Here is a 19153-nt window from a genome sequence, read left to right as displayed (position 1 = left end):
TCTCGGGTGTGCCTGGGTGCTGGTTGCGATAGGCACGGTCCTTCTGCCCTTGAATCGGCAGATGCGTCCGGACTTTGGGCTCGTTCCCACGGCGCCGCCGGTCGTCGGCTGGCTCGGCATGGGCCGTGGCGCCTGGGCCGCTTCTCTGCCGTCGGCCGCCGTGCCTTTGACATTCCGCCGCTCCCTCGCTGCGCTTGTCACGCAGGGGAGGGTGGCATGAGCTTTGCCCTTGTTCTCGCCTGTCTGTGGTTCATCACGGCCAACGTCGTGGCCATGCTCCCCTCGCGAGACCAGCACTGGACGGCCGCCACGCTCCTGACCGCCTGCGGAGTGCCCCTCCTGGGCTGGCTCACTGTGGAACATGGGCCTGTCATGGGGATGATCGCACTGGCAGCAGGCGCCTCTGTCCTGCGCTGGCCGCTGATCTTCTTGATGCGCCGCCTGCGCCGGACCACTCCCGCCCACCGGAACCCTGCGGAATGACCACCGCCTGGCCGTCCCTTCGCGGCACCCTGACCGAGATGCGCCCGCTGGCTGATCTAACCTGGCTTCGGGTTGGAGGGCCGGCCGACGCACTGGTGCAGCCCGCCGACGTCGAGGACTTGAGCGCGTTCCTTGCCGCCTTGGATCCGGCGGTGCCGGTTTTTCCCATGGGCGTCGGATCCAATCTCATCGTTCGGGACGGCGGCGTTCGGGGGGCCGTGATCCGGCTCGGGCGGGGCTTCAACGGCATCTCGGTCGAAGGGTCGCGCGTGCGGGCCGGGGCCGCGGCGCTTGATGCCCACGTCGCCCGCAAGGCGGCCGAGGCCGGGCGAGACCTCACCTTCCTGCGGACCATCCCAGGCACGGTCGGCGGCGCTGTGCGGATGAACGCGGGCTGCTACGGCACCTACGTCGCCGACACGCTGGTTGAGGTTACGGCGATCCTGCGAGACGGCACGCCGGCTGTGATCCTTGCATCAGGTCTGGGTCTCGCCTACCGGTCCAGCCGGATTCCTGACGGGGCTGTCATCGTCGAGGCGGTGTTCGAAGCGCCCACGGGCGACCCCGCCGCCTTGGCCGCACGCATGGAGGAGCAGCTCCGCAAGCGTGACGCGACCCAGCCCACCAAGGATCGGACAGCGGGGTCCACCTTCCGCAATCCCGCAGGATTCTCCAGCACGGGGCTGGCGGATGACACGCATGAGTTGAAGGCCTGGAAGCTGATCGACGATGCCGGGATGCGCGGCGCGCGTCGAGGCGGAGCCGTGATGAACCCCATGCACGCCAATTTTCTTACCAATGCTGGTGGTGCGACTGCTGCCGAGCTGGAGCTGCTCGGCGAGGATGTGCGGAAAGCAGTTTACGATCACGCGGGGGTGAGGCTAGAATGGGAAATCATGCGGGTTGGCGAACCCGCATAAGTTGAGTAAGAACATCGGTAATGGCGGTGCGGCCCTGAAACGGGGTCGCAAGTGAAACAAGACGGACCAAAGCGTCCGCACATGGGGCAGAAGCGGGCATGTCGGGCAGGACAGGTCCCAGAGTCGCCGTCCTTATGGGCGGACCATCGGCGGAGCGCGACGTGTCGCTCTCGTCGGGACGCCAATGCGTGGCGGCTCTCAGGGATGCAGGATACGACGCCACCGAAGTGGACGCGGGGCCGGACCTCGCACAGCGGCTTGGCGGGCTGAAGCCGGATGTCGCGTTCAACGCGCTTCATGGCCGCTGGGGCGAGGACGGTTGCGTCCAGGGTCTCCTGGAATGGTTGAGGATTCCCTATACCCATTCGGGCGTGCTGGCCTCGTCGCTGGCCATGGACAAGCAGCGCGCCAAGGACGCCTTCCGCGCCGCGGGGCTTCCGGTCGTGGAAAGCCTGCTCGCCCCCCGGAACGAGGCGCGCGCCAGGCACCTCCTTGAGCCGCCTTATGTAGTCAAGCCCAACAACGAAGGCTCCTCGGTGGGCGTCTACATCGTGCCCAAGGGCGCGAACCAACCGGCGCAACTGGCCGACAGCATGCCCGACACGGTCATGGTCGAGGCATTCGCCCCCGGCCGGGAACTGACGACAGCCGTCCTGGGCGACCGCGCGCTCACGGTGACCGACATCATCACCGACGGCTGGTACGACTACGACGCCAAGTACGCCCCCGGCGGCTCGCGTCATGTGGTGCCCGCCGACGTCCCTCGGGAGATCTTCGACGCTTGCCTCGACCTTGCCGTGCGGGCGCACGAGGCCCTGGGATGCCGAGGCTTGTCGCGCACCGATTTTCGCTGGGACGAGTCGCGCGGCAAGGCCGGCCTCGTCATCCTTGAACTGAACACCCAACCCGGCATGACGCCTACGTCCCTTGCGCCCGAGCAGGCGCAGGCGATGGGGATGTCCTTTCCCGACCTGTGCCGTTGGCTCGTGGAGGACGCATCATGCGGACGCTGATCCTGCTCTGGCGGCTCACCATCCCGTCGCTGGTCAAGGGGCCGGCAACAACGGTGCCGGGCACGCGTCGTGACCCCGCGCCTTCGCTCTGGTCCTATCGGTACCAGCGGCTGATGCTGACGCCATTGTATCGGCGCCTGCTGCACATCGGCGGCCCTGTGGGCCTCGTGCTGCTCGTCTCCGCGCTCTGGCTGTCCTCGGCTGATCACCGCGCCGCGCTGTCCGCGCGGATCGAGGCCGTCAAAGACGCCGTTCAGGAGCGGCCCGAGTTCATGGTCACCTCCGTCGAAATCGTAGGGGCCGACCGCGCTCTGACCGCGGCGATCCGCGAGGTCGCGCGCATCCGGATGCCGGTGTCGAGCTTCGACCTCGACCTCGATGCGCTGCGGCTTAAGGTTACCGACCTGACTGCCGTCCGTTCCGCGCAACTGCGCGTCAAGCCGGGCGGAGCGTTGGAGATCGCGGTCGTGCAGCGTGTCCCGGTCGCGGTCTGGCGCTATGCGGATGGCCTCCGCCTGATCGACGCCGAAGGGGTGATGACGGGCATGATCGCCGACCGCGCGGACCGCACGGACCTGCCCCTGATCGCCGGTGACGGCGCCAAGGACGCCATAGACGAGGCGCTGGCCCTGTTCGCCGCTGCTGCGCCCGTCGCGCCACGTGTCCGTGGCCTGGTCCGCATGGGCCAGCGCCGCTGGGACATGGTGCTGGACAACGACCAGCGCATCCTTCTGCCTTCCGAGGAGCCGGTCCTCGCGCTCGAGCGCGTCATGGCGCTCCATCAGGCGCAGGAGATGCTCGACCGCGACCTTGCTGTCGTGGACCTGCGGCTGGGCGACCGCCCGACCCTTCGCCTGAACCCACCCGCTCTCGCCACGCTCCGCGCCGCGGCGGCGAGCCCCGGATCGTCCACTGCCGCCGCGCCCATTCCAGAGGATCACTGATGCGCCCCCTTTACGAAACCCAGCGACTCATGCGTGGCATCCGGCGGGCCGCGCTCCAGCGGGGCGTCATCGCCATCCTCGACCTCGGCACCTCCAAGACGGCCTGCCTCGTGCTCCGCTTTGACGGGCCGCAGCGGTCGCAGGCAGTGGACGGCGTGGGCCCCATGGCGGGTCAATCGCAGTTCAAGGTCATCGGTCACGCGGTCACCCGCTCGCGCGGGGTCCGCTTCGGCGAAGTGGACAGCATGGGCGAGACCGAGCGCGCCATCCGCACTGCGGTGCAAGCCGCGCAGAAGGATGCGCAAGTCCGCGTGGACCATGTGATCGTCTGCTTCTCGGGGGCCCGGCCCGAAAGCCACGGCCTCTTCGGCGAAGCCGAAGTGGAAGGGCCTACCGTGGATGGCTGGGACATCGGCCGCGTCCTGGGATCCTGCGACGTGCCCGCCATCGGGCCCGAGCGCGAGGTGCTGCACGCCCAGCCCGTGAACTGGTCGCTCGATCACCGGACGGGACTGGCCGACCCGCGGGGGCAGGTCGGGCAGCGGCTCGCGTCGGATCTTCATCTACTGGCCGTCGACGGCCCGGCGGTCGAAACGCTCCTTCTCTGCCTCAAGCGCTGCGATCTCGAATGCGCGGGAATCGCCTCGTCGGCCTACGTGTCCGGCATCGCGAGCCTCGTCGAGGATGAGCAGGAGCTGGGCGCGGTCTGCATCGACATGGGCGGTGGGACTACCGGCCTGTCGGTCTTCATGCGCAAGCACATGATCTATGCCGAGTCGATCCGCATGGGCGGGGAGCACGTGACTTCCGACATCTCCATGGGGCTGCAGATTCCCATGGCCATGGCCGAGCGGATCAAGACGCTTTACGGCGGCGTGGTCGCGACCGGCAAGGATGACCGCGAACTCATCCCGATCGGCGGCGACACCGGCGACTGGGAGCATGACCGCCGCGTGGTCTCGCGCACCGAGCTCATCGGCATCATGCGCCCGCGCGTCGAGGAGATCCTTGAAGAGGTTCGAGCGCGGCTCGACCACGCGGGGTTCGACCAGCTCCCATCGCAGTCCATCGTGCTGACAGGCGGGGGCAGCCAGATCCCTGGCCTCGATGGCTTGGCGGCGCGCATCCTAGGCCGGAAGGTCCGCCTCGGACGTCCTTTGCGGGTCCAGGGCCTTCCAAAGGCAGCCACTGGTGCGGCCTTTTCGGCAGCCGTGGGCCTTACGCTGTTCGCGGCTCACCCCCAAGACGAGTGGTGGGATTTCGAGATCCCGTCCGACCGCCAATCGTCCCGTTCGCTCCGCCGCGCCGTGAAGTGGTTCAAGGATAACTGGTGATGTGCGAAATCCTGCCGATGCATCGCTGCAACGGTGGGCCGCTCCCATAATACCACTAGAGATTGTGCGCAGGGTGTGTTTTTGGCGTGACGGAGCGGTGAGGCATCGGTAGAGTTGACGGCACCGTCAGCGAAGTCCGGAGACGGGACCGGATCGGAATAAGGCGGGGACCGCGGACAGCGGCTCATAACACGAACACACAGGCGGACAGCGCGATGGCACTCAATCTCTCCCTGCCCGGGCAGGAGGACCTCAAGCCCCGGATCACCGTGTTCGGCGTCGGCGGCGCCGGCGGCAACGCGGTGAACAACATGATCGAAAAACAACTCGATGGGGTCGAGTTCGTCGTCGCCAACACCGACGCGCAGGCCCTCAAGGGCGCGCAGGCGCCCGCCAAGATCCAGATGGGCATCAAGGTCACCGAAGGGCTGGGCGCCGGCGCGCGTCCCTCTGTCGGCGCTGCTGCCGCTGAGGAATCGATCCAGCAGATAGTGGACCACCTCGCCGGGGCCCATATGTGCTTCATCACGGCCGGCATGGGCGGCGGCACTGGCACGGGCGCCGCGCCGATCATCGCGCAGGCCGCCCGTGAACTCGGCGTGCTGACCGTGGGCGTCGTGACCAAGCCCTTTCAGTTCGAAGGCGCCAAGCGCATGCGCCAGGCCGAGGAGGGCGTCGAGGCCCTTCAGAAGGTCGTGGACACGCTGATCGTCATCCCGAACCAGAACCTGTTCCGCCTCGCCACCGAGAACACCACCTTCACCGAGGCCTTCGCGCTGGCCGACGATGTGCTCTACCAGGGCGTGAAGGGCGTGACGGACCTGATGGTCAAGCCGGGCCTCATCAACCTCGATTTTGCGGACGTTCGCTCCGTGATGGACGAGATGGGCAAGGCCATGATGGGCACCGGCGAGGCCGAAGGCCCCGATCGCGCCACCCACGCCGCCGAGAAGGCCATCGCGAACCCGCTCCTCGACGAGATCAGCCTCAAGGGCGCCAAGGGCGTGCTGATCAACATCACCGGCGGTCACGACATGACCCTGTTCGAACTGGACGAGGCCGCGAACAAGATTCGCGAGATGGTCGATGAGGACGCCAACATCATCGTGGGCTCCACGCTCGACACCGAGATGGGCGGCAAGATGCGCGTGTCCGTCGTCGCGACCGGGATCGACGCCAACGCGAACCGCATGGATGCGCCGATGCCGCGGCGCTCCATGAGCCAGCCCGGCCGCAACGAGGTCCAGGCCGCTGCCGCCGCGCCAGCCCACCGCTCCGCTGCTGCGCCGCAACAGCCGGCGATGCGTTCAGCCGCCTCGCAGCCTGCCATGCGTCCGGCGGCGTCGCAGGTCACGCCGGTTTCCCGGCCGATGGTGCAGCCTGCACGCTCCGTCGCTCCGGCCCCTGCGCCGACCTACCAAGAGCCCCTGGTTGAGCAGTCGCATTACGACGCGCAGTCCTACGACCACCCGGCGGATATGACGGACGACTATGACGCGCCTCAGATCGCCGACGATCTGCCGCCCCCGGCCTATCGTCCGGCCTCAGAGCCGCAGCAGACGGCCCGCCCGGCCGCGTCCGCCCCCGGCACTCCCACGCCCGAGGCGTTGGCCCGTCTGCGAGCCATGGCCAGCCGTGCCGCCGAAGCGCGGGGCAGTGTCGATCCGCGTCAGTCGGCCGACGCCCAGCGCGGGGCGCAGGCCCAGCGCCCGGCTCCAGCCCCCGAGAAGCCCCGGTTCGGGATCAACTCCCTTATCAACCGCATGACTGGCCAACCCGGTGCCGAAGGTGGCGCCGCGGCCGCCCAGCGCGCCCAGCCCCGGCCGGCCTACGACGCCCAGCCCGATGCCGAGCAGGAACGCGCGGACATTCCGGCCTTCCTCCGCCGTCAGGCGAACTGAGGTCGATCTACTAAACGGAGGGGCCGCCCTGATCGGGCGGCCCTTCTTCTTTTGCAAGCGGGCCGCACTGTTTCAGCGAGTCAGAATCCGTGAATTGGCGACTCCTATCAGAGTGACTATCTCGTGACTCCGAGCAGATCACAGGTCACCGCCGTGCAGACGACACTCCAGACGCCCGCGACCATCCTGGGTACAGGGCTCCACACCGGGGTTCTGGCCCGCGTCACCCTGCGGGACGCTGTCGCCGGCACGGGTATCCTGTTCAGGCGCACCGATGTGGTGGGGGCGGATCCGCTGATCCCGGCCCGGTGGGACCACGTCGAGGTTTCGCCTCTGAACACGCGCATCGCGAACGCGGATGGCGTCACAGTATCGACGATCGAACACCTCATGGCCGCCTTGTCGGGCACTGGGGTCCACAACGCCGTCGTGGAGATCGACGGGCCAGAGGTTCCGATCCTCGACGGCTCTGCCGCGCCCTGGGTCCGGGCTATCCTGGCCGCTGGAATTACGACGCTGGCCGACCCGCTGTTCGCCATCGAGATCCTCGCGCCGGTCGAGGTACGCCATGGCAATGCGCTGGCCCGGCTGGAGCCTGCGCCGGGACCCTCGATTTCGTTCACAATCGACTTCACGGACGCCGCCATCGGCCATCAGGAGAAGGCGCTGGACTTGTCAGGCGTCGCCTTCCTGCGTGAGTTGAGCGACAGCCGCACCTTCTGCCGCGAATCCGACGTGGAGTCGATGCGCGCTCGCGGACTCGCGCTTGGGGGGACGTATCTGAACGCGGTCGTCGTGGACGGCGCGCGGGTCCTGACCCCGGGTGGCCTGCGCCACCCGGACGAGGCCGTGCGCCACAAGATGCTCGATGCCGTGGGCGACCTTTATACGGCAGGAGCCCCGATTCTGGGCCGCTACACCGGCGTCCGTGCCGGCCATGCGGTCACCAATGCACTGCTGCGCGCGCTCTTCGCCCGACCAGAGGGATGGCGCCTCGTGCGCTGCGACGAGGCGATTCGCGACCGGCTGCCGGGTCTGCCCGAGGCGGTGCCGGGACTGGCCGACCTGCTGGCCGTGGCGTGACTCGGGCAGGCACTTGGCGAATGGGCGTTTTGCCCCTCTACAAACCATGCTAATCGGAGCGGGGACGGGGATCCGACGGGTCTTCCAATCAGAAGCTGCGGTGGGGCGCGGGATGGCCAGAGGGCGGGGACGGGCAGGGCTTTGGGCTGCGATGGCGTTGGCCCTCTCGGCCTGTGGCGGGCGTGGCGACGGGTTCCGTGAGTCCGGTGCCCTGGATACTCTGACCCCGGAGCAGATCTACATCCAAGGCGAGTCGCTGCTGGAAAGTGGCCGCGAGGACGACGCCGCCTTCCATTTCACCGAGATCGAGCGGCTGTATCCCTATTCCGAATGGGCCAAGCGCGGGCTCATCATGGCGGCCTTCGCCTTTCATCGCGACGGTGCCTACGAGGATGCCCGGGCCAGCGCCCAGCGCTACCTCGACTTCTACCCGGCCGAGGAGGATGCGGCCTATGCCCAGTATCTTCTTGCGCTGTCCTATTACGACCAGATCGACGACGTAGGCCGCGACCAGGGCCTGACCTTCCAGGCACTTCAGGCGCTGCGCACGGTGATCGAGGTCTATCCGGACAGTCCCTACGCCGCCGATGCGATGGCCAAGTTCGACCTGGCCTTTGACCATCTCGCCTCCAAGGAGATGGAGATCGGGCGCTTCTACATCGCCGGCGGACATTACACGGCGGCCGTGAACCGCTTCCGCACCGTGGTCGAGGATTACCAGACCACCCGCCACACGCCCGAGGCTCTTTATCGCCTCGTGGAAGCCTATGTCGCCCTGGGTCTGAACGCCGAGGCGCAGACGGCCGGGGCGATCCTGGGAACCAACTTCCCGACCACGAGCTGGTACCGCGACGCCTATGTCCTCCTGACCGGACGCGGGCTGCGGCCCGACGTGGTGGGCGAGAGCTGGCTGACGGCCATCTACCGGCAGGTCATTCGCGGCGAGTGGATTTGAGCGGGGCGGGCCCTCAGGCCCGCCCGCCGCTTCACATCACGGCGCCCATTTGCCACGGCACGAACTCGGCTCCGCCGAACCCCAAATCTTCGGACTTGGTTCTCTGGCCTGACGCGGTGGCCAGGAACATCTCGAAGATTTCGCGTCCCTTCTCCTCCAGCGAAACGCCCTGTGCGACGATGTCGCCGCAGTCGATGTCCATGTCCTCGGACATCCGGGCGTACATCTCGCTGTTGGTGGACAGCTTGATACAGGGCACTGGCTTGTAGCCCGACACCGACCCGCGCCCCGTCGTGAACACGATCAGGTTCGAGCCCGAGGCGATCTGGCCTGTGACGGAGCAGGGGTCGTAGCCGGGCGAATCCATGTAGACGAAGCCGCGCGTGGTGATGGGCTCGGCGAACTTGTACACTTCGGACAGCGGGGCCGTGCCGCCCTTGGCGACAGCGCCCAGCGACTTTTCGAGGATGGTGGTCAGCCCGCCCTTCTTGTTTCCAGGTGACGGGTTGTTGTCCATCTCGCCGCCCCAGCGCCCGGTATAGTCCTCCCACCACTTGATGCGCTCCACGATCTTCTCGCCCACCTCGCGCGATACCGCCCGCCGGGTCAGGAGGTGCTCGGCCCCATAGATCTCAGGCGTCTCGCTCAGGATCGTGGTGCCGCCATGGGCTACCAGCAGATCCGATGCCGCGCCCAGCGCCGGGTTGGCGGTGATCCCCGAATAGCCGTCCGAGCCGCCGCACTGCATCCCGATGACAAGATGCTCGAGCCCCGCCGGCTGGCGCACGGCCTGGGCGGACTGCTCGGCCATTTCCCGCAGGATCGACACACCTTTCTCGACGGTGCGGCGTGTGCCGCCGGTCTGCTGGATGGTCATGTAACGGAAGGCTCCGTCGCCCCGCATCCGGCCCTTGCCGATGAGGTCGGGCACCTGCATGACCTCGCAGCCCAGCCCCACGAGCAGAATCCCCGCGAAGTTCGGGTTGCGCGCATAGCCCTGCAACGTGCGGAACAGCGTCTCGTAGCCTTCGTCCTTGCCGGACATGCCACAACCGGTGCCATGCACGATGGGCACCACGCCGTCGATGGCGGGGTTGTCGCGCAGCCAATCTTCCTTCTCGCAGGCTTCGGCGATGAAGCGCGCGACCGATCCGGAGCAGTTCACCGACGTGAGGACGCCCAGGTAGTTGCGCGTCCCCACCTGTCCGTCTGCCCGGTGGTAGCCCAGGAACTGCCGCGCCTCGGTGACCGGGGGCAGGGGCCGCAGGTCCGTGCCGAAAGCATAGTCGGTGTCATGCGCCCCCATCCCGAGGTTATGGGTGTGCACATGCTCGCCGGCCTGGATCGCCTGCGTGGCCGCCCCGATGATCTGGCCGTAGCGGATGACGTTGGCGCCTAGTGCGATTGGGGCCACGGCGACCTTGTGCCCGCGCGGCACGGGCAGGAGAAGCGGCACGCCGATCTCGGGTAGCACGGTCCCCGCGCCAAGGTCCGCAAGCGCGATTACGACGTTGTCGGCAGGATGGAGGCGGATCGTGGCGGCAGTCATCTGGTCGAGCATCGGTGTTCCCCTGAGCCGGGTCGTTGACATGATTCGGCCTGTAGCTAACATGCTAGCATGCTGCAAGATCGCCTTGAAACGCCGCCCGTTGACGCATCCACCCGGCTTCGGCCTCTTGGGGATTTTCCGGGCTCCCTATCCCAGAAGGTCTATTCCTCGCTAAAGGAAGCGATCCTGGACCTGACGCTGCGGCCAGGCGCGATCCTGCGGAAAAGCGAAGTGTGCGCGCTGCTGGGCGTCTCGCGCAGTCCGGTGTCCGAGGCTGTGGCGCGTCTGGCCACCGAGGCTCTGGTGGATGTGGTCCCCCAGGCCGGCACCTTCGTTGCCCGTCTATCCGTCGAGGAGGTGCGCGAAGGGGCCTTCCTTCGCGAAGCCCTTGAACTCGCTGCCATGGAGTTGGTCGCAGGGCAAGCGACCGACGATCAGTTGGCCCAGTTGCGCCGCAACCTCCGGCTTCAGGAAGTGCTGGTTGCGGATGGCGACACCCAGGGCTTCTACGCCGCCGATGCGCAGTTCCACGAACTGATCCTGAGCTTCACCGGCCACCGCCGCCTGCCGCAACTGTCGCGCACGGCCTGGGTCCATGTGGATCGGGCGCGCCGGCTGTTGCTGCCCACTCCGGGCCGGGTGCAGGAAACGTTGGAGGAGCATCGGGCCATCCTCGCGGGCCTTGACGCGCGCAACCCCGAGCGCGCCCGCTCCGCCGCCAGGACCCATCTGCGCCAGCTTGTCACACGGCTCGAACGGCTGGTCGAGGAACGCCCCGAGCTTTTTGCCTGACGAGGTGCCCTCACGACCGGCGTGATGCTCCTTGCGGTCCCGTCCTTGCCTCGCGGTCCTTGCGGTGACTAGCATGCCGGCACAACGGGGGGACAGGATGCAACTGACCACGAGGCAGCACGCCCGGACCGGGCTGACCTTCACGGAACTGGGATTGGGGTCGGCCCCGCTTGCCAACCTTTATCGCGCCGTGCCCGAGCAGGAGGCCCGCGCGATCATGGATGCGGCTTGGGCCGGAGGCGTGCGCCACTTCGACACTGCTCCCCTTTACGGGTTGGGTCTTGCCGAGACGCGGCTCAATCCGTTCCTCAGGGGCAAGGACCGGGACAGTTTCGTCCTGGCGAGCAAGGTCGGCCGCTGGCTGAAGGCCACGACCCCAGAAGGGCGCGAAGGCCACGGCAAGTGGTTCGACGTGCCGTCCCGTGTAGGGGTCTACGACTATTCTTACGACGGCGTCATGCGCTCCCTGGAATTCTCGCTCGAACGTTTGGGCGTGGACCGGATCGACATCCTGCACACCCACGACCTCGATGTCTGGACCCACGGTACCCAGGATGCGCTGGACGTCTGGATCAGGCAGTTCATTGCCGGCGGCCACCGGGCGCTGCACGATCTCCGATCGCAAGGGGTGATCCGGGCCATCGGCCTCGGCATCAACGAATGGCAGACCGCCCAGTGGCTGGCGGAACGGGCGGACCTCGACGTCATCCTTCTGGCCGGGCGCTACACGCTGCTGGAGCAGGAGGCGGCGCAGTCCTTCCTGCCCGTCTGCGAGGCCAAGGGCATCGGCGTCATCATAGGGGGTCCCTACAATTCGGGCATCCTCGCCGGAAAGGACTTCTATAACTACGACGCCGTGCCCCCGGAGGTGGCGGACAAGGCCAGGCGGCTCCGTGCGGTCTGCGCCAGCCATGGCGTTGACATCATCGACGCGGCCTTCCGGTTTCCGCTTCGCCACGCCACCGTGCTGTCGGTCATTCCCGGCAGCCAGACCGTGGCCGAGATGGAGGGCAACCTTCGCGCTGCCCGGTCCGAGCCGCCAGAGGCGCTCTGGGCCGACCTCGCGGCACAGGGCCTCATTCCGCCCGAGAAGGGTTGACCCCCCATCGCGCAAAAGCCACATCCTGAGTGGAACAGACAGGGGACAGGGATGCTCCGCGCGCTCGAGATCCGCGACATGCTCATCATTGAGCGGCTGGATTTGGCCTTCCGCCCCGGCCTCAACGTGCTCACGGGCGAGACGGGGGCAGGCAAGTCCATCCTGCTCGATTCGCTGGGGTTCGTGCTGGGGTGGCGTGGGCGGGCCGAGCTTGTCCGCACGGGGGCGGATCGTGGCGAGGTCACGGCCGTCTTCGACTTGGCTCCAGGCCATCCCGCCCACGCCATCCTGGCCGAGGCAGGGATCGACCCCAATGAGGACGATCCCTCCGAACTGATCCTGCGCCGCGTCAATTATCAGGACGGCCGCAAGACCGCTTGGATCAACGACCGCCGCGCCTCGGGCGAGACGCTGCGCGCGCTGTCGGACACCCTGGTCGAGTTGCACGGCCAGCAGGATGACAAGGGCCTCCTCAATCCGCGCGTCCACCGCACCCTGCTCGACGACTTCGCCGGCGCCGAGGATCTGGTGGCGCGAGTCCGTTCGGCCTGGTCGGGCCGTCGCGAGGCGCGCAGCGCCCTGGCCCAGGCCGAAGCGCGGCGGGATAAGCTCAAGGCCGAGGAGGACTTCCTGCGCCACGCGGTCGAAGAGTTGTCCAAGCTCGACCCGCAGCCGGGCGAGGAAACCCAGCTCGACGCCCAGCGCCGCCTCATGCAGTCAGGCGAGAAGATCCGCGACGGCATCGCCAAGGCTCTCAACGCGATCTCTTCGCAAGGAGCTGAGGGGCTGATCTCGGAGGCCATGCGCCGCCTCGACAACGCCGCCGAGCAGGCCGAGGGCAGGCTTGACGAGCCCCTCGCCGCCTTGGAGCGCGCACAGGAGGCCTTGGGCGAAGCCGAGTCCGGCGTGCGCGACTTTCTGGACGCGCTCCGCTTTGACCCGCGCGCGTTAGAGGAGACCGAGGAGCGGCTTTTCGCGATCCGCGCCATGGCCCGCAAGCACAACGTCCTGGCTGACGACCTGCCCGTGCTGGCGCAGGACATGGCAGGCCGGCTTGCCGCGCTCGACGCCTCCGAGGCGGACGAAGGGCGGCTGCGCGCGGCGGTCAAGGCGGCGGATGCGGCCTATCTTGAAGCGGCCGAGGCGCTGTCGGCCTTTCGGGGCGAAGCGGCCCGTCGGCTCGCCCAGGCGATGGCAGCCGAACTGCCGCCGCTCAAGATGGAGCGTGCTGTCTTCTCCGTGCAGGTTACCGCGGCCGAGCCGGGCCCCGAGGGGCAGGACGACGTGCGCTTCGTCGCCGCGACCAACCCCGGAGCGCCGCCGGGACCCCTGGACCGCATTGCCAGCGGCGGGGAACTGTCGCGCTTCCTCCTCGCGCTCAAGGTCTGCCTCCTGCGCGAAGGCGACGCAAAGACCATGATCTTCGACGAGATCGATCGCGGCGTGGGCGGGGCCACCGCCGCCGCCGTGGGCCGCCGACTTGCGGACCTCGCCCATGAAGGACAGGTGTTGGTCGTCACCCACTCGCCCCAGGTGGCCGCGCTGGGCGCGCATCACTGGCGCGTCGAGAAACGGGTGCTGGACGGCATGACGACCTCGCGCGTCGTTCCGCTCGAACCTCAGGACCGCGTGGACGAGATCGCGCGGATGCTCGCGGGCGAGACGGTGACCGAAGCCGCCCGGGGCGCCGCGAGGGAGCTGCTGGGGGCGGCGCATGCGGCCTGACCTTTATGGGGGACGCTGGGCGGCCTTGCTGGCGCAGTGTCAGACCCGCTCCAGCGTCACCTTGTTTGTGTAGAACGCGAGGTGCCCGGCGATCGAGCTTACCCCGTCTTTCGGGGTCTCATAGCTCCAGGCGGCGTCCTTGACTGTCGCGCTCTTGCCGACAAAGGAATAATAGCTCGCCTCGCCTTTGTAGGGGCAAGTGGTTCGGGTGGCTGACCGTTCGAACAACGCCATCGCGACATCCTCGCGCGGGACGTAGACGACCGCAGGGTATTCTCCCACGCGCAGTTCCAGCGCTTGGGCCGTTTCGGCCAGCACCGCGCCGCCCGCGCGGACGACCCAGGTGCCGTCGGAAGGACGAATCGTGATGTGGTCTGCCATGCGTCTTCCCCCGGCAATGTGCCGCCTCGATCATGAAGGTCCAAAGGCCAGGGCGGCAAGCGGATTCAGAGCGGCGCGCAGGCCGTCCGCAGCCACTCCAGGGCCGAGCCCTCCACTCGGGGTGCGATCCGCGCCAGGACGCCTGCATGATAGGCGTCGATCCAGACGCGTTCGTCGTGGCTGAGCAGGTCCGCCAGGATCAACCGCCGGTCGAGCGGCACCCAGGTCAAAGTTCGGAAGCTCAGCATCGGTCGATCATCCCCGCCCGGGACGGACCCAGCCTCCTCCACGAGGATCAGATTCTCGATCCGGATGCCCCAGGCCCCCTCGCGGTAGTAGCCTGGCTCGTTGGACAGGATCATCCCAGGCTCCAGCGGGACGTCCGACAGGCGCGACAGGCGCTGCGGCCCTTCGTGGACGCTCAGGAACACGCCGACGCCGTGACCGGTCCCATGGTCGTAGTCCTGTCCCGCGAGCCAGAGCGGATAGCGCGCCAGCGCGTCAAGATGCTGCCCCGCGACCCCCTTGGGGAACCGCGCCCGGCTGATGGCGATCATGCCTTGAAGGACACGGGTGTAGGCTTGCGACGCCCCATCGGGCACCGGGCCGACGGCGACGGTGCGCGTGATGTCGGTGGTCCCGTCGAGGTATTGTCCGCCCGAATCCACCAACAGCAACTCGCCCGGTGCAACGGGACGGTTCGTCGCCTCGGTCACGCGGTAATGGACGATGGCGCCATGCGCACCTGCGCCGCAGATCGTGTCGAAGCTGAGGTCCAGGAGCGCGTTGGTCGCCCGCCGGAACCCCTCGAGACCGCGGACCACGTCGATCTCGGTCAGGCCGCCCTTCGGCGCCTCGGCGTCCAGCCAGGCCAGGAAGTTCACCATGGCCGCCCCGTCGCGCAGATGCGCTTCGGAAGTGGCAGCGATCTCTTGGGACGTCTTGCGTGCCTTGGGCAGCAGGCAGGGGTCCTGACCCCGCGACACCGTAATCCCGCGAACAGTCAGGAACTCGTGGACCGCCTCGGGGCAGCTCTTCGGGTCGAGCCTGGTGGGCGAGGGGAGGAAGTCGAGACCGGGGACGAAGGAGGTCTCGGGATGCACCCGCACCTCCTCGCCCAGATGGTCGCGGATGGCGTCGGCCTTGCCGTCGCGGCAGTACAGATCGCAGGTGGCGTCCTCGTGCAGCACGGCAAAGGCGTGGGGAATCGGGTTGTAGGCGACGTCGCCGCCCCGGATGTTCAGCAGCCAGGCGATCGAGTCGGGAAGCGTCAGCACGCAGGCCCTATCCCCCGTCCGCTGCAGTTCGGCCGCGATTCGGGCGCGCTTGGCCGCATGGCTTTCGCCCGCGATGGCGTCCGGAAACGCGGAGAACGGAGCCGAGGGCGATGCCGGCCGGTCGGTCCAGAGCCGGTCGATGGGGTTGGCGATCGGGACAAGGCCCAGCCCCTTGGGCAGCAGTCGGTCGCGCAGCTTCTCGACTTCCTCGATCGTATGAAGCCAGGGGTCGAAGCCGATCCGCTGGCCGCTCGTCAGCCGTTCCAGCAGCCAGTCGGCCAGTTTGGTCTCGGGCCAGTTCACCGGGGTAAAGGCGGGGGCGACCTGAGTCCGGACCTGCACGCGATAGCGACCGTCCACGAAGACCCCGGCCTCGGAAGCCGTTACGGCGCAGAACCCGGCCGATCCGGTGAAGCCGGTAAGCCAGGCCAGACGTTCGTCGGCGGGGGCGACATACTCGCCTTGATGCCGGTCGGCGCGGGGGACCAGCACGGCATCCAGACCCTCGGAAAGCATCAACTCGCGGAGCGCATCCAGCCGCGCAGGCCCATGCGACGGGTCCGCCGTCACGTCGAAGCGTTGAAACATCAGGCCCGCCTTCTTTCGATCCGCGCGCGTTTTCGGGGGTCGGCCTCAAACAGCGAGGCCAGCTGCTCGGTCATGGCCCCTGCAAGCTGCTCCACGTCGGTGATCGTGACGGCGCGCTGGTAGTAGCGCGTGACGTCGTGGCCGATGCCGATGGCGATCAGCTCCACGGCCTTGCGACGCTCCACCATCGCGATCACGTCGCGCAGGTGTTTTTCCAGAGTGTTGGCCGGGTTCACCGACAGCGTGGAGTCGTCCACCGGGGCACCGTCCGAGATCACCATCAGGATCTTGCGCGACTCGGGACGGCTGACCATGCGGCGGTGCGCCCATTCCAGCGCCTCGCCGTCGATGTTCTCCTTGAGCAGTCCTTCCTTCATCATCAACCCAAGGTTTGGGCGCACCCGCCTCCAGGGGGCGTCGGCGCTCTTGTAGACGATGTGGCGAAGATCGTTCAGGCGGCCGGGTAGGGGCGGGCGGCCTTCGCCCAGCCACTTCTCGCGGCTCTGCCCGCCCTTCCAGGCGCGAGTGGTGAAGCCCAGGATCTCGACCTTGACTTGGCAGCGTTCCAGCGTCCGCGCCAGCACGTCGGCACAGATTGCTGCGATCGAGATGGGACGGCCGCGCATGGACCCGGAGTTGTCCAGAAGCAGCGTCACCACCGTGTCGCGGAACTCGGTGTCCTTCTCGACCTTGAAGCTGAGAGGCGTCGTCGGGTTCGCTACAACCCGCGCGAGCCGTCCGGCGTCGAGGATGCCCTCCTCTCGGTCGAACTCCCAGGACCGGTTCTGCTGGGCCTGGAGCCGGCGCTGCAGCTTGTTGGCCAGCCGCGACACCGCCCCTTTTAACGGGTCGAGTTGCTGGTCCAGATAGGCCCGGAGCCGGTCAAGCTCGGCGGGTTCGGCCAGATCCTCGGCCCCGATGATCTCGTCGAACTGGGTGGCGAAAACCTTGTAGGTCGGGTCGGCATCCGAAATGGGCGCGGGGGCGGGGGGTTCGTGTGGGGCCTCACCCTCGGGCAGTTCCTCGGAGTCCATCTCCTCGGAGGCCGAATCGGCTTCCATGGAAACCTGCGCCTGCGATGGGTCCTGCTCGTCGTCCTGCGAACGCTCGGGTGAGGCTTCGGCCTCCTCGGACTCGCTCTCCTGCTCGCCCCCGGCGTCCTCGTCCTCTTCCTCCTCGGGTTCGGCATTGTCCTGGGATTCGTCCTCGAGATCGTCGGGGTCGTCGCCCAGCTGGTCGCCATAGCCCAGGTCGCGTATGACCTCGCGTGCGAAGCGGGCGAACTCCTTCTGAGAGTCGAGAAGGTTGGGGATATCGTCCAGCCGCTCGCCCGCCATGTCCTCGATGAAGCCGCGCCAAAGCTGCATGACGTTGTCGGCGCCTGGCGGAAGCGGGCGACCCGTAGCGAGGTGGCGGATCAGGTAGCCTGCCGCAATGGCTAGGGGGGCGTCCTGCGCCTGCCGGATCTGGTCATAGCCCTTGCGCTTGGCATCCGACGCGATGCGTGCGTCGATGTTGCCGGCGGTGCCGGGCATGTGCTCGGCCCCCAGAGCCTCGACCCGGGCGGTTTCCATGGCCTCCATGATATCGCGCGCCATCTGGCCCTGCGGGCGATAGCGGTCGGCCACCGCAGGATCGTGCAGGCGGCGGCGCAGCGCGAGGCTGTCGGCGGTGCCGCGCGCCAGCAGCACCTCGTCCTTTGTCAGGCGGCGGCTCACCTGTGGCAGGCGCATGGTGTCCGAGGACAGGCCGGGCGGATCGACCGAATAGCTTACGGTCAGCTCCGGATCGTCAGCCATGACCTTGGCGGCTTCGGCCAGGGCCTTCTTGAAGGGATCGGCGGGGTTGTCGCTGGGCTTGGACATGACAAAGATAAAGCACCCGAGTGGGGTCGCGGCAAGGGCGCGGCTGGTCACGATCTAATCCTCGCGCGCAGGGGCTGTGCGGCGGCGCGCGGCTCCGGGACTTGCCCTTGTCGGCGTTGAGGCTCAGGTTCCACCCGGATTGGACAAACTGGAGTCACCCCCATGGCCGACAAGCCCAAGATCGCGCTGATCATCAGTTCCACCCGCGACTCGCGCTGGGCCGACAAGCCCGCCCAGTGGGCGCTCAAGCACATGCAGGCGCGCGACGACATCGAGGTCGAGCTCGTGGACCTGCGCGACTTCGATCTCCCCTTCTTCAATGAAGTGGCGTCGAATGCCTATGTGCCGACGCAGGACCCCCGCGCCGTCCGCTGGCAGCAGGAGATCGCCCGCTTCGACGGCTATGTCTTCCTCGTGGCCGAGTACAACCGGTCCATCACCGGCGCGCTCAAGAACGCGCTCGACCAGGACTACATCAACTGGGGCAAGAAGCCGATGGGTGTGATCGGCTACGGCTCCGTGGGTGCCGCCCGCGCCATCGAGCAGCTGCGCCTGATGGCCATTGAACTCCAGATGGTTCCCGTGCGTGCGGGCGTCCATATCGGCGGCTCGGACTTCTTCCGGGTCAGCGCCTACAACCCGAACCCCGAGCCCATGGAGGCCCTGGATGGCATCCTTGCCGGATCGGTCAAGGACATGCTCGACCAGGTGTCCTGGTATGCTGGCATCCTCAAGACCGCCCGCGCAGCCGTGCAGCAGGCTGCCTGAGGTCGTTCGACATCTCATCGAATGAATGGACTTGGCCGCCCCTCGCAGGGCGGCCTTTTCGTTCGCGCGATCCCGCTATGTCCGGTGGGGTCCCTTGAGGCAGAGCGATGAGTTGCGCTTCAAGGGCGCAGATAGGGAAGGTCGGCTTCCAGCCGCCCACAGTCGGTGACCAGCCTTTCAAACAGTTTGCGGCTCTGATCGTCCTGGGCATAGATGTAGGCGTCCATCAGATCCCTGATCCAGGGACGCCGCTCCTCGATGATGGCATCGGTCTCGGCCTCGCCGATCAGGCGGACGGAGGCGTCGCGGAACCGGTCCGCTAGCGCCCTCTCTCCGTCGTCGCCCAACACGTCGGCATAGCCCTGCCAGAACGCTGCACAATAGGCAGGAGGGTAAGCATGGACCGTGATCTCGGCCGCGAGCGGCATAGCCGCCAGAAGGCAGGCTAGGGGCGCCCCGAGGAGGGACGCCCGCAT

Annotated in this window: 17 protein-coding genes; 12 read left to right on the top strand and 5 right to left on the bottom strand. The window is 67.6% G+C overall.

What is annotated here, in order from left to right; all coding sequences use genetic code 11:
- Positions 1–216: 216 nt before the first annotated feature.
- The 8 genes from FHG66_RS01305 to FHG66_RS01270 all read left to right on the top strand — a co-directional run bounded on the left by FHG66_RS01305 (position 217) and on the right by FHG66_RS01270 (position 8633).
- Entirely contained in the window at positions 217–483 is a 267-nt protein-coding gene (locus FHG66_RS01305) for a DUF2484 family protein (protein ID WP_139074860.1), read from the top strand.
- On the top strand, positions 480–1403 hold the full coding sequence (gene murB / locus FHG66_RS01300) for a UDP-N-acetylmuramate dehydrogenase (RefSeq protein WP_139074858.1): 924 nt from the start codon (positions 480–482) through the stop codon (positions 1401–1403). The genes FHG66_RS01305 and murB overlap by 4 nt, the downstream gene beginning before the upstream one ends.
- Before the next feature lie 98 nt (positions 1404–1501).
- On the top strand, positions 1502–2416 hold the full coding sequence (locus tag FHG66_RS01295; RefSeq protein ID WP_139074856.1) for a D-alanine--D-alanine ligase: 915 nt from the start codon (positions 1502–1504) through the stop codon (positions 2414–2416).
- Positions 2404–3360: a cell division protein FtsQ/DivIB gene (locus FHG66_RS01290; protein WP_139074854.1), complete on the top strand. Its 957-nt coding sequence runs from the start codon at positions 2404–2406 to the stop codon at positions 3358–3360. Before FHG66_RS01295 ends, FHG66_RS01290 begins: the two co-directional genes overlap by 13 nt.
- Positions 3360–4694 carry a cell division protein FtsA gene (ftsA, locus tag FHG66_RS01285; protein WP_139074852.1) on the top strand — a complete coding sequence of 445 codons (1335 nt, stop codon included), beginning with the start codon at positions 3360–3362 and terminating at the stop codon, positions 4692–4694. Before FHG66_RS01290 ends, ftsA begins: the two co-directional genes overlap by 1 nt.
- Before the next feature lie 215 nt (positions 4695–4909).
- Positions 4910–6595, top strand: a complete 1686-nt coding sequence (gene ftsZ, locus FHG66_RS01280) for a cell division protein FtsZ (protein ID WP_139074850.1) — start codon at positions 4910–4912, stop codon at positions 6593–6595.
- A gap of 153 nt (positions 6596–6748) precedes the next feature.
- Positions 6749–7678 (top strand): UDP-3-O-acyl-N-acetylglucosamine deacetylase, encoded by a 930-nt coding sequence (lpxC, locus tag FHG66_RS01275; protein ID WP_139074849.1) that lies wholly within the window; start codon positions 6749–6751, stop codon positions 7676–7678.
- Between the two features lie 112 nt (positions 7679–7790).
- The gene (locus FHG66_RS01270; protein ID WP_139074847.1) at positions 7791–8633 is read left to right on the top strand and encodes an outer membrane protein assembly factor BamD; all 843 of its coding nucleotides are present in this window, start codon (positions 7791–7793) and stop codon (positions 8631–8633) included.
- A 31-nt stretch (positions 8634–8664) separates the two neighbouring features.
- On the opposite strand, the gene FHG66_RS01265 is transcribed toward FHG66_RS01270, so the two are convergent.
- Entirely contained in the window at positions 8665–10194 is a 1530-nt protein-coding gene (locus FHG66_RS01265) for a UxaA family hydrolase (RefSeq protein WP_218013765.1), read from the bottom strand.
- A gap of 57 nt (positions 10195–10251) precedes the next feature.
- Here FHG66_RS01265 and FHG66_RS01260 point away from each other — a divergent pair, with 57 nt between their 5' ends.
- The 3 genes from FHG66_RS01260 (at position 10252) to recN (ending at position 13798) form a co-directional block, all read left to right on the top strand.
- Positions 10252–10974: a GntR family transcriptional regulator gene (locus tag FHG66_RS01260; RefSeq protein WP_139074845.1), complete on the top strand. Its 723-nt coding sequence runs from the start codon at positions 10252–10254 to the stop codon at positions 10972–10974.
- 97 nt (positions 10975–11071) lie between these two features.
- On the top strand, positions 11072–12073 hold the full coding sequence (locus tag FHG66_RS01255) for an aldo/keto reductase (protein ID WP_139074843.1): 1002 nt from the start codon (positions 11072–11074) through the stop codon (positions 12071–12073).
- Between the two features lie 51 nt (positions 12074–12124).
- Positions 12125–13798, top strand: a complete 1674-nt coding sequence (gene recN, locus FHG66_RS01250) for a DNA repair protein RecN (RefSeq protein WP_139074841.1) — start codon at positions 12125–12127, stop codon at positions 13796–13798.
- 39 nt (positions 13799–13837) lie between these two features.
- On the opposite strand, the gene FHG66_RS01245 is transcribed toward recN, so the two are convergent.
- The 3 genes from FHG66_RS01245 to cobT all read right to left on the bottom strand — a co-directional run bounded on the left by FHG66_RS01245 (position 13838) and on the right by cobT (position 17909).
- Entirely contained in the window at positions 13838–14179 is a 342-nt protein-coding gene (locus FHG66_RS01245) for a DUF427 domain-containing protein (RefSeq protein ID WP_139074839.1), read from the bottom strand.
- Positions 14180–14244: 65 nt separating this feature from the next.
- Positions 14245–16044, bottom strand: a complete 1800-nt coding sequence (locus FHG66_RS01240) for an aminopeptidase P family protein (protein ID WP_139074837.1) — start codon at positions 16042–16044, stop codon at positions 14245–14247.
- Positions 16044–17909: a cobaltochelatase subunit CobT gene (cobT, locus tag FHG66_RS01235; protein ID WP_139074975.1), complete on the bottom strand. Its 1866-nt coding sequence runs from the start codon at positions 17907–17909 to the stop codon at positions 16044–16046. Before cobT ends, FHG66_RS01240 begins: the two co-directional genes overlap by 1 nt.
- A gap of 162 nt (positions 17910–18071) precedes the next feature.
- Between cobT and FHG66_RS01230 the strand changes: the two genes are divergently transcribed.
- Positions 18072–18677 (top strand): NADPH-dependent FMN reductase, encoded by a 606-nt coding sequence (locus FHG66_RS01230; protein ID WP_139074835.1) that lies wholly within the window; start codon positions 18072–18074, stop codon positions 18675–18677.
- A 119-nt stretch (positions 18678–18796) separates the two neighbouring features.
- Here the strand turns inward: FHG66_RS01230 and FHG66_RS01225 are convergent, their stop codons facing one another.
- Positions 18797–19153: a hypothetical protein gene (locus FHG66_RS01225; RefSeq protein WP_139074833.1), complete on the bottom strand. Its 357-nt coding sequence runs from the start codon at positions 19151–19153 to the stop codon at positions 18797–18799.

The sequence above is a fragment of the Rubellimicrobium rubrum genome (assembly GCF_006152115.1).
GTDB classification, from domain to species: domain Bacteria; phylum Pseudomonadota; class Alphaproteobacteria; order Rhodobacterales; family Rhodobacteraceae; genus Rubellimicrobium; species Rubellimicrobium rubrum.
The sequence above is the reverse complement of the archived record's forward strand: the minus strand, read 5'-3'. Positions and strand labels throughout refer to the sequence as shown.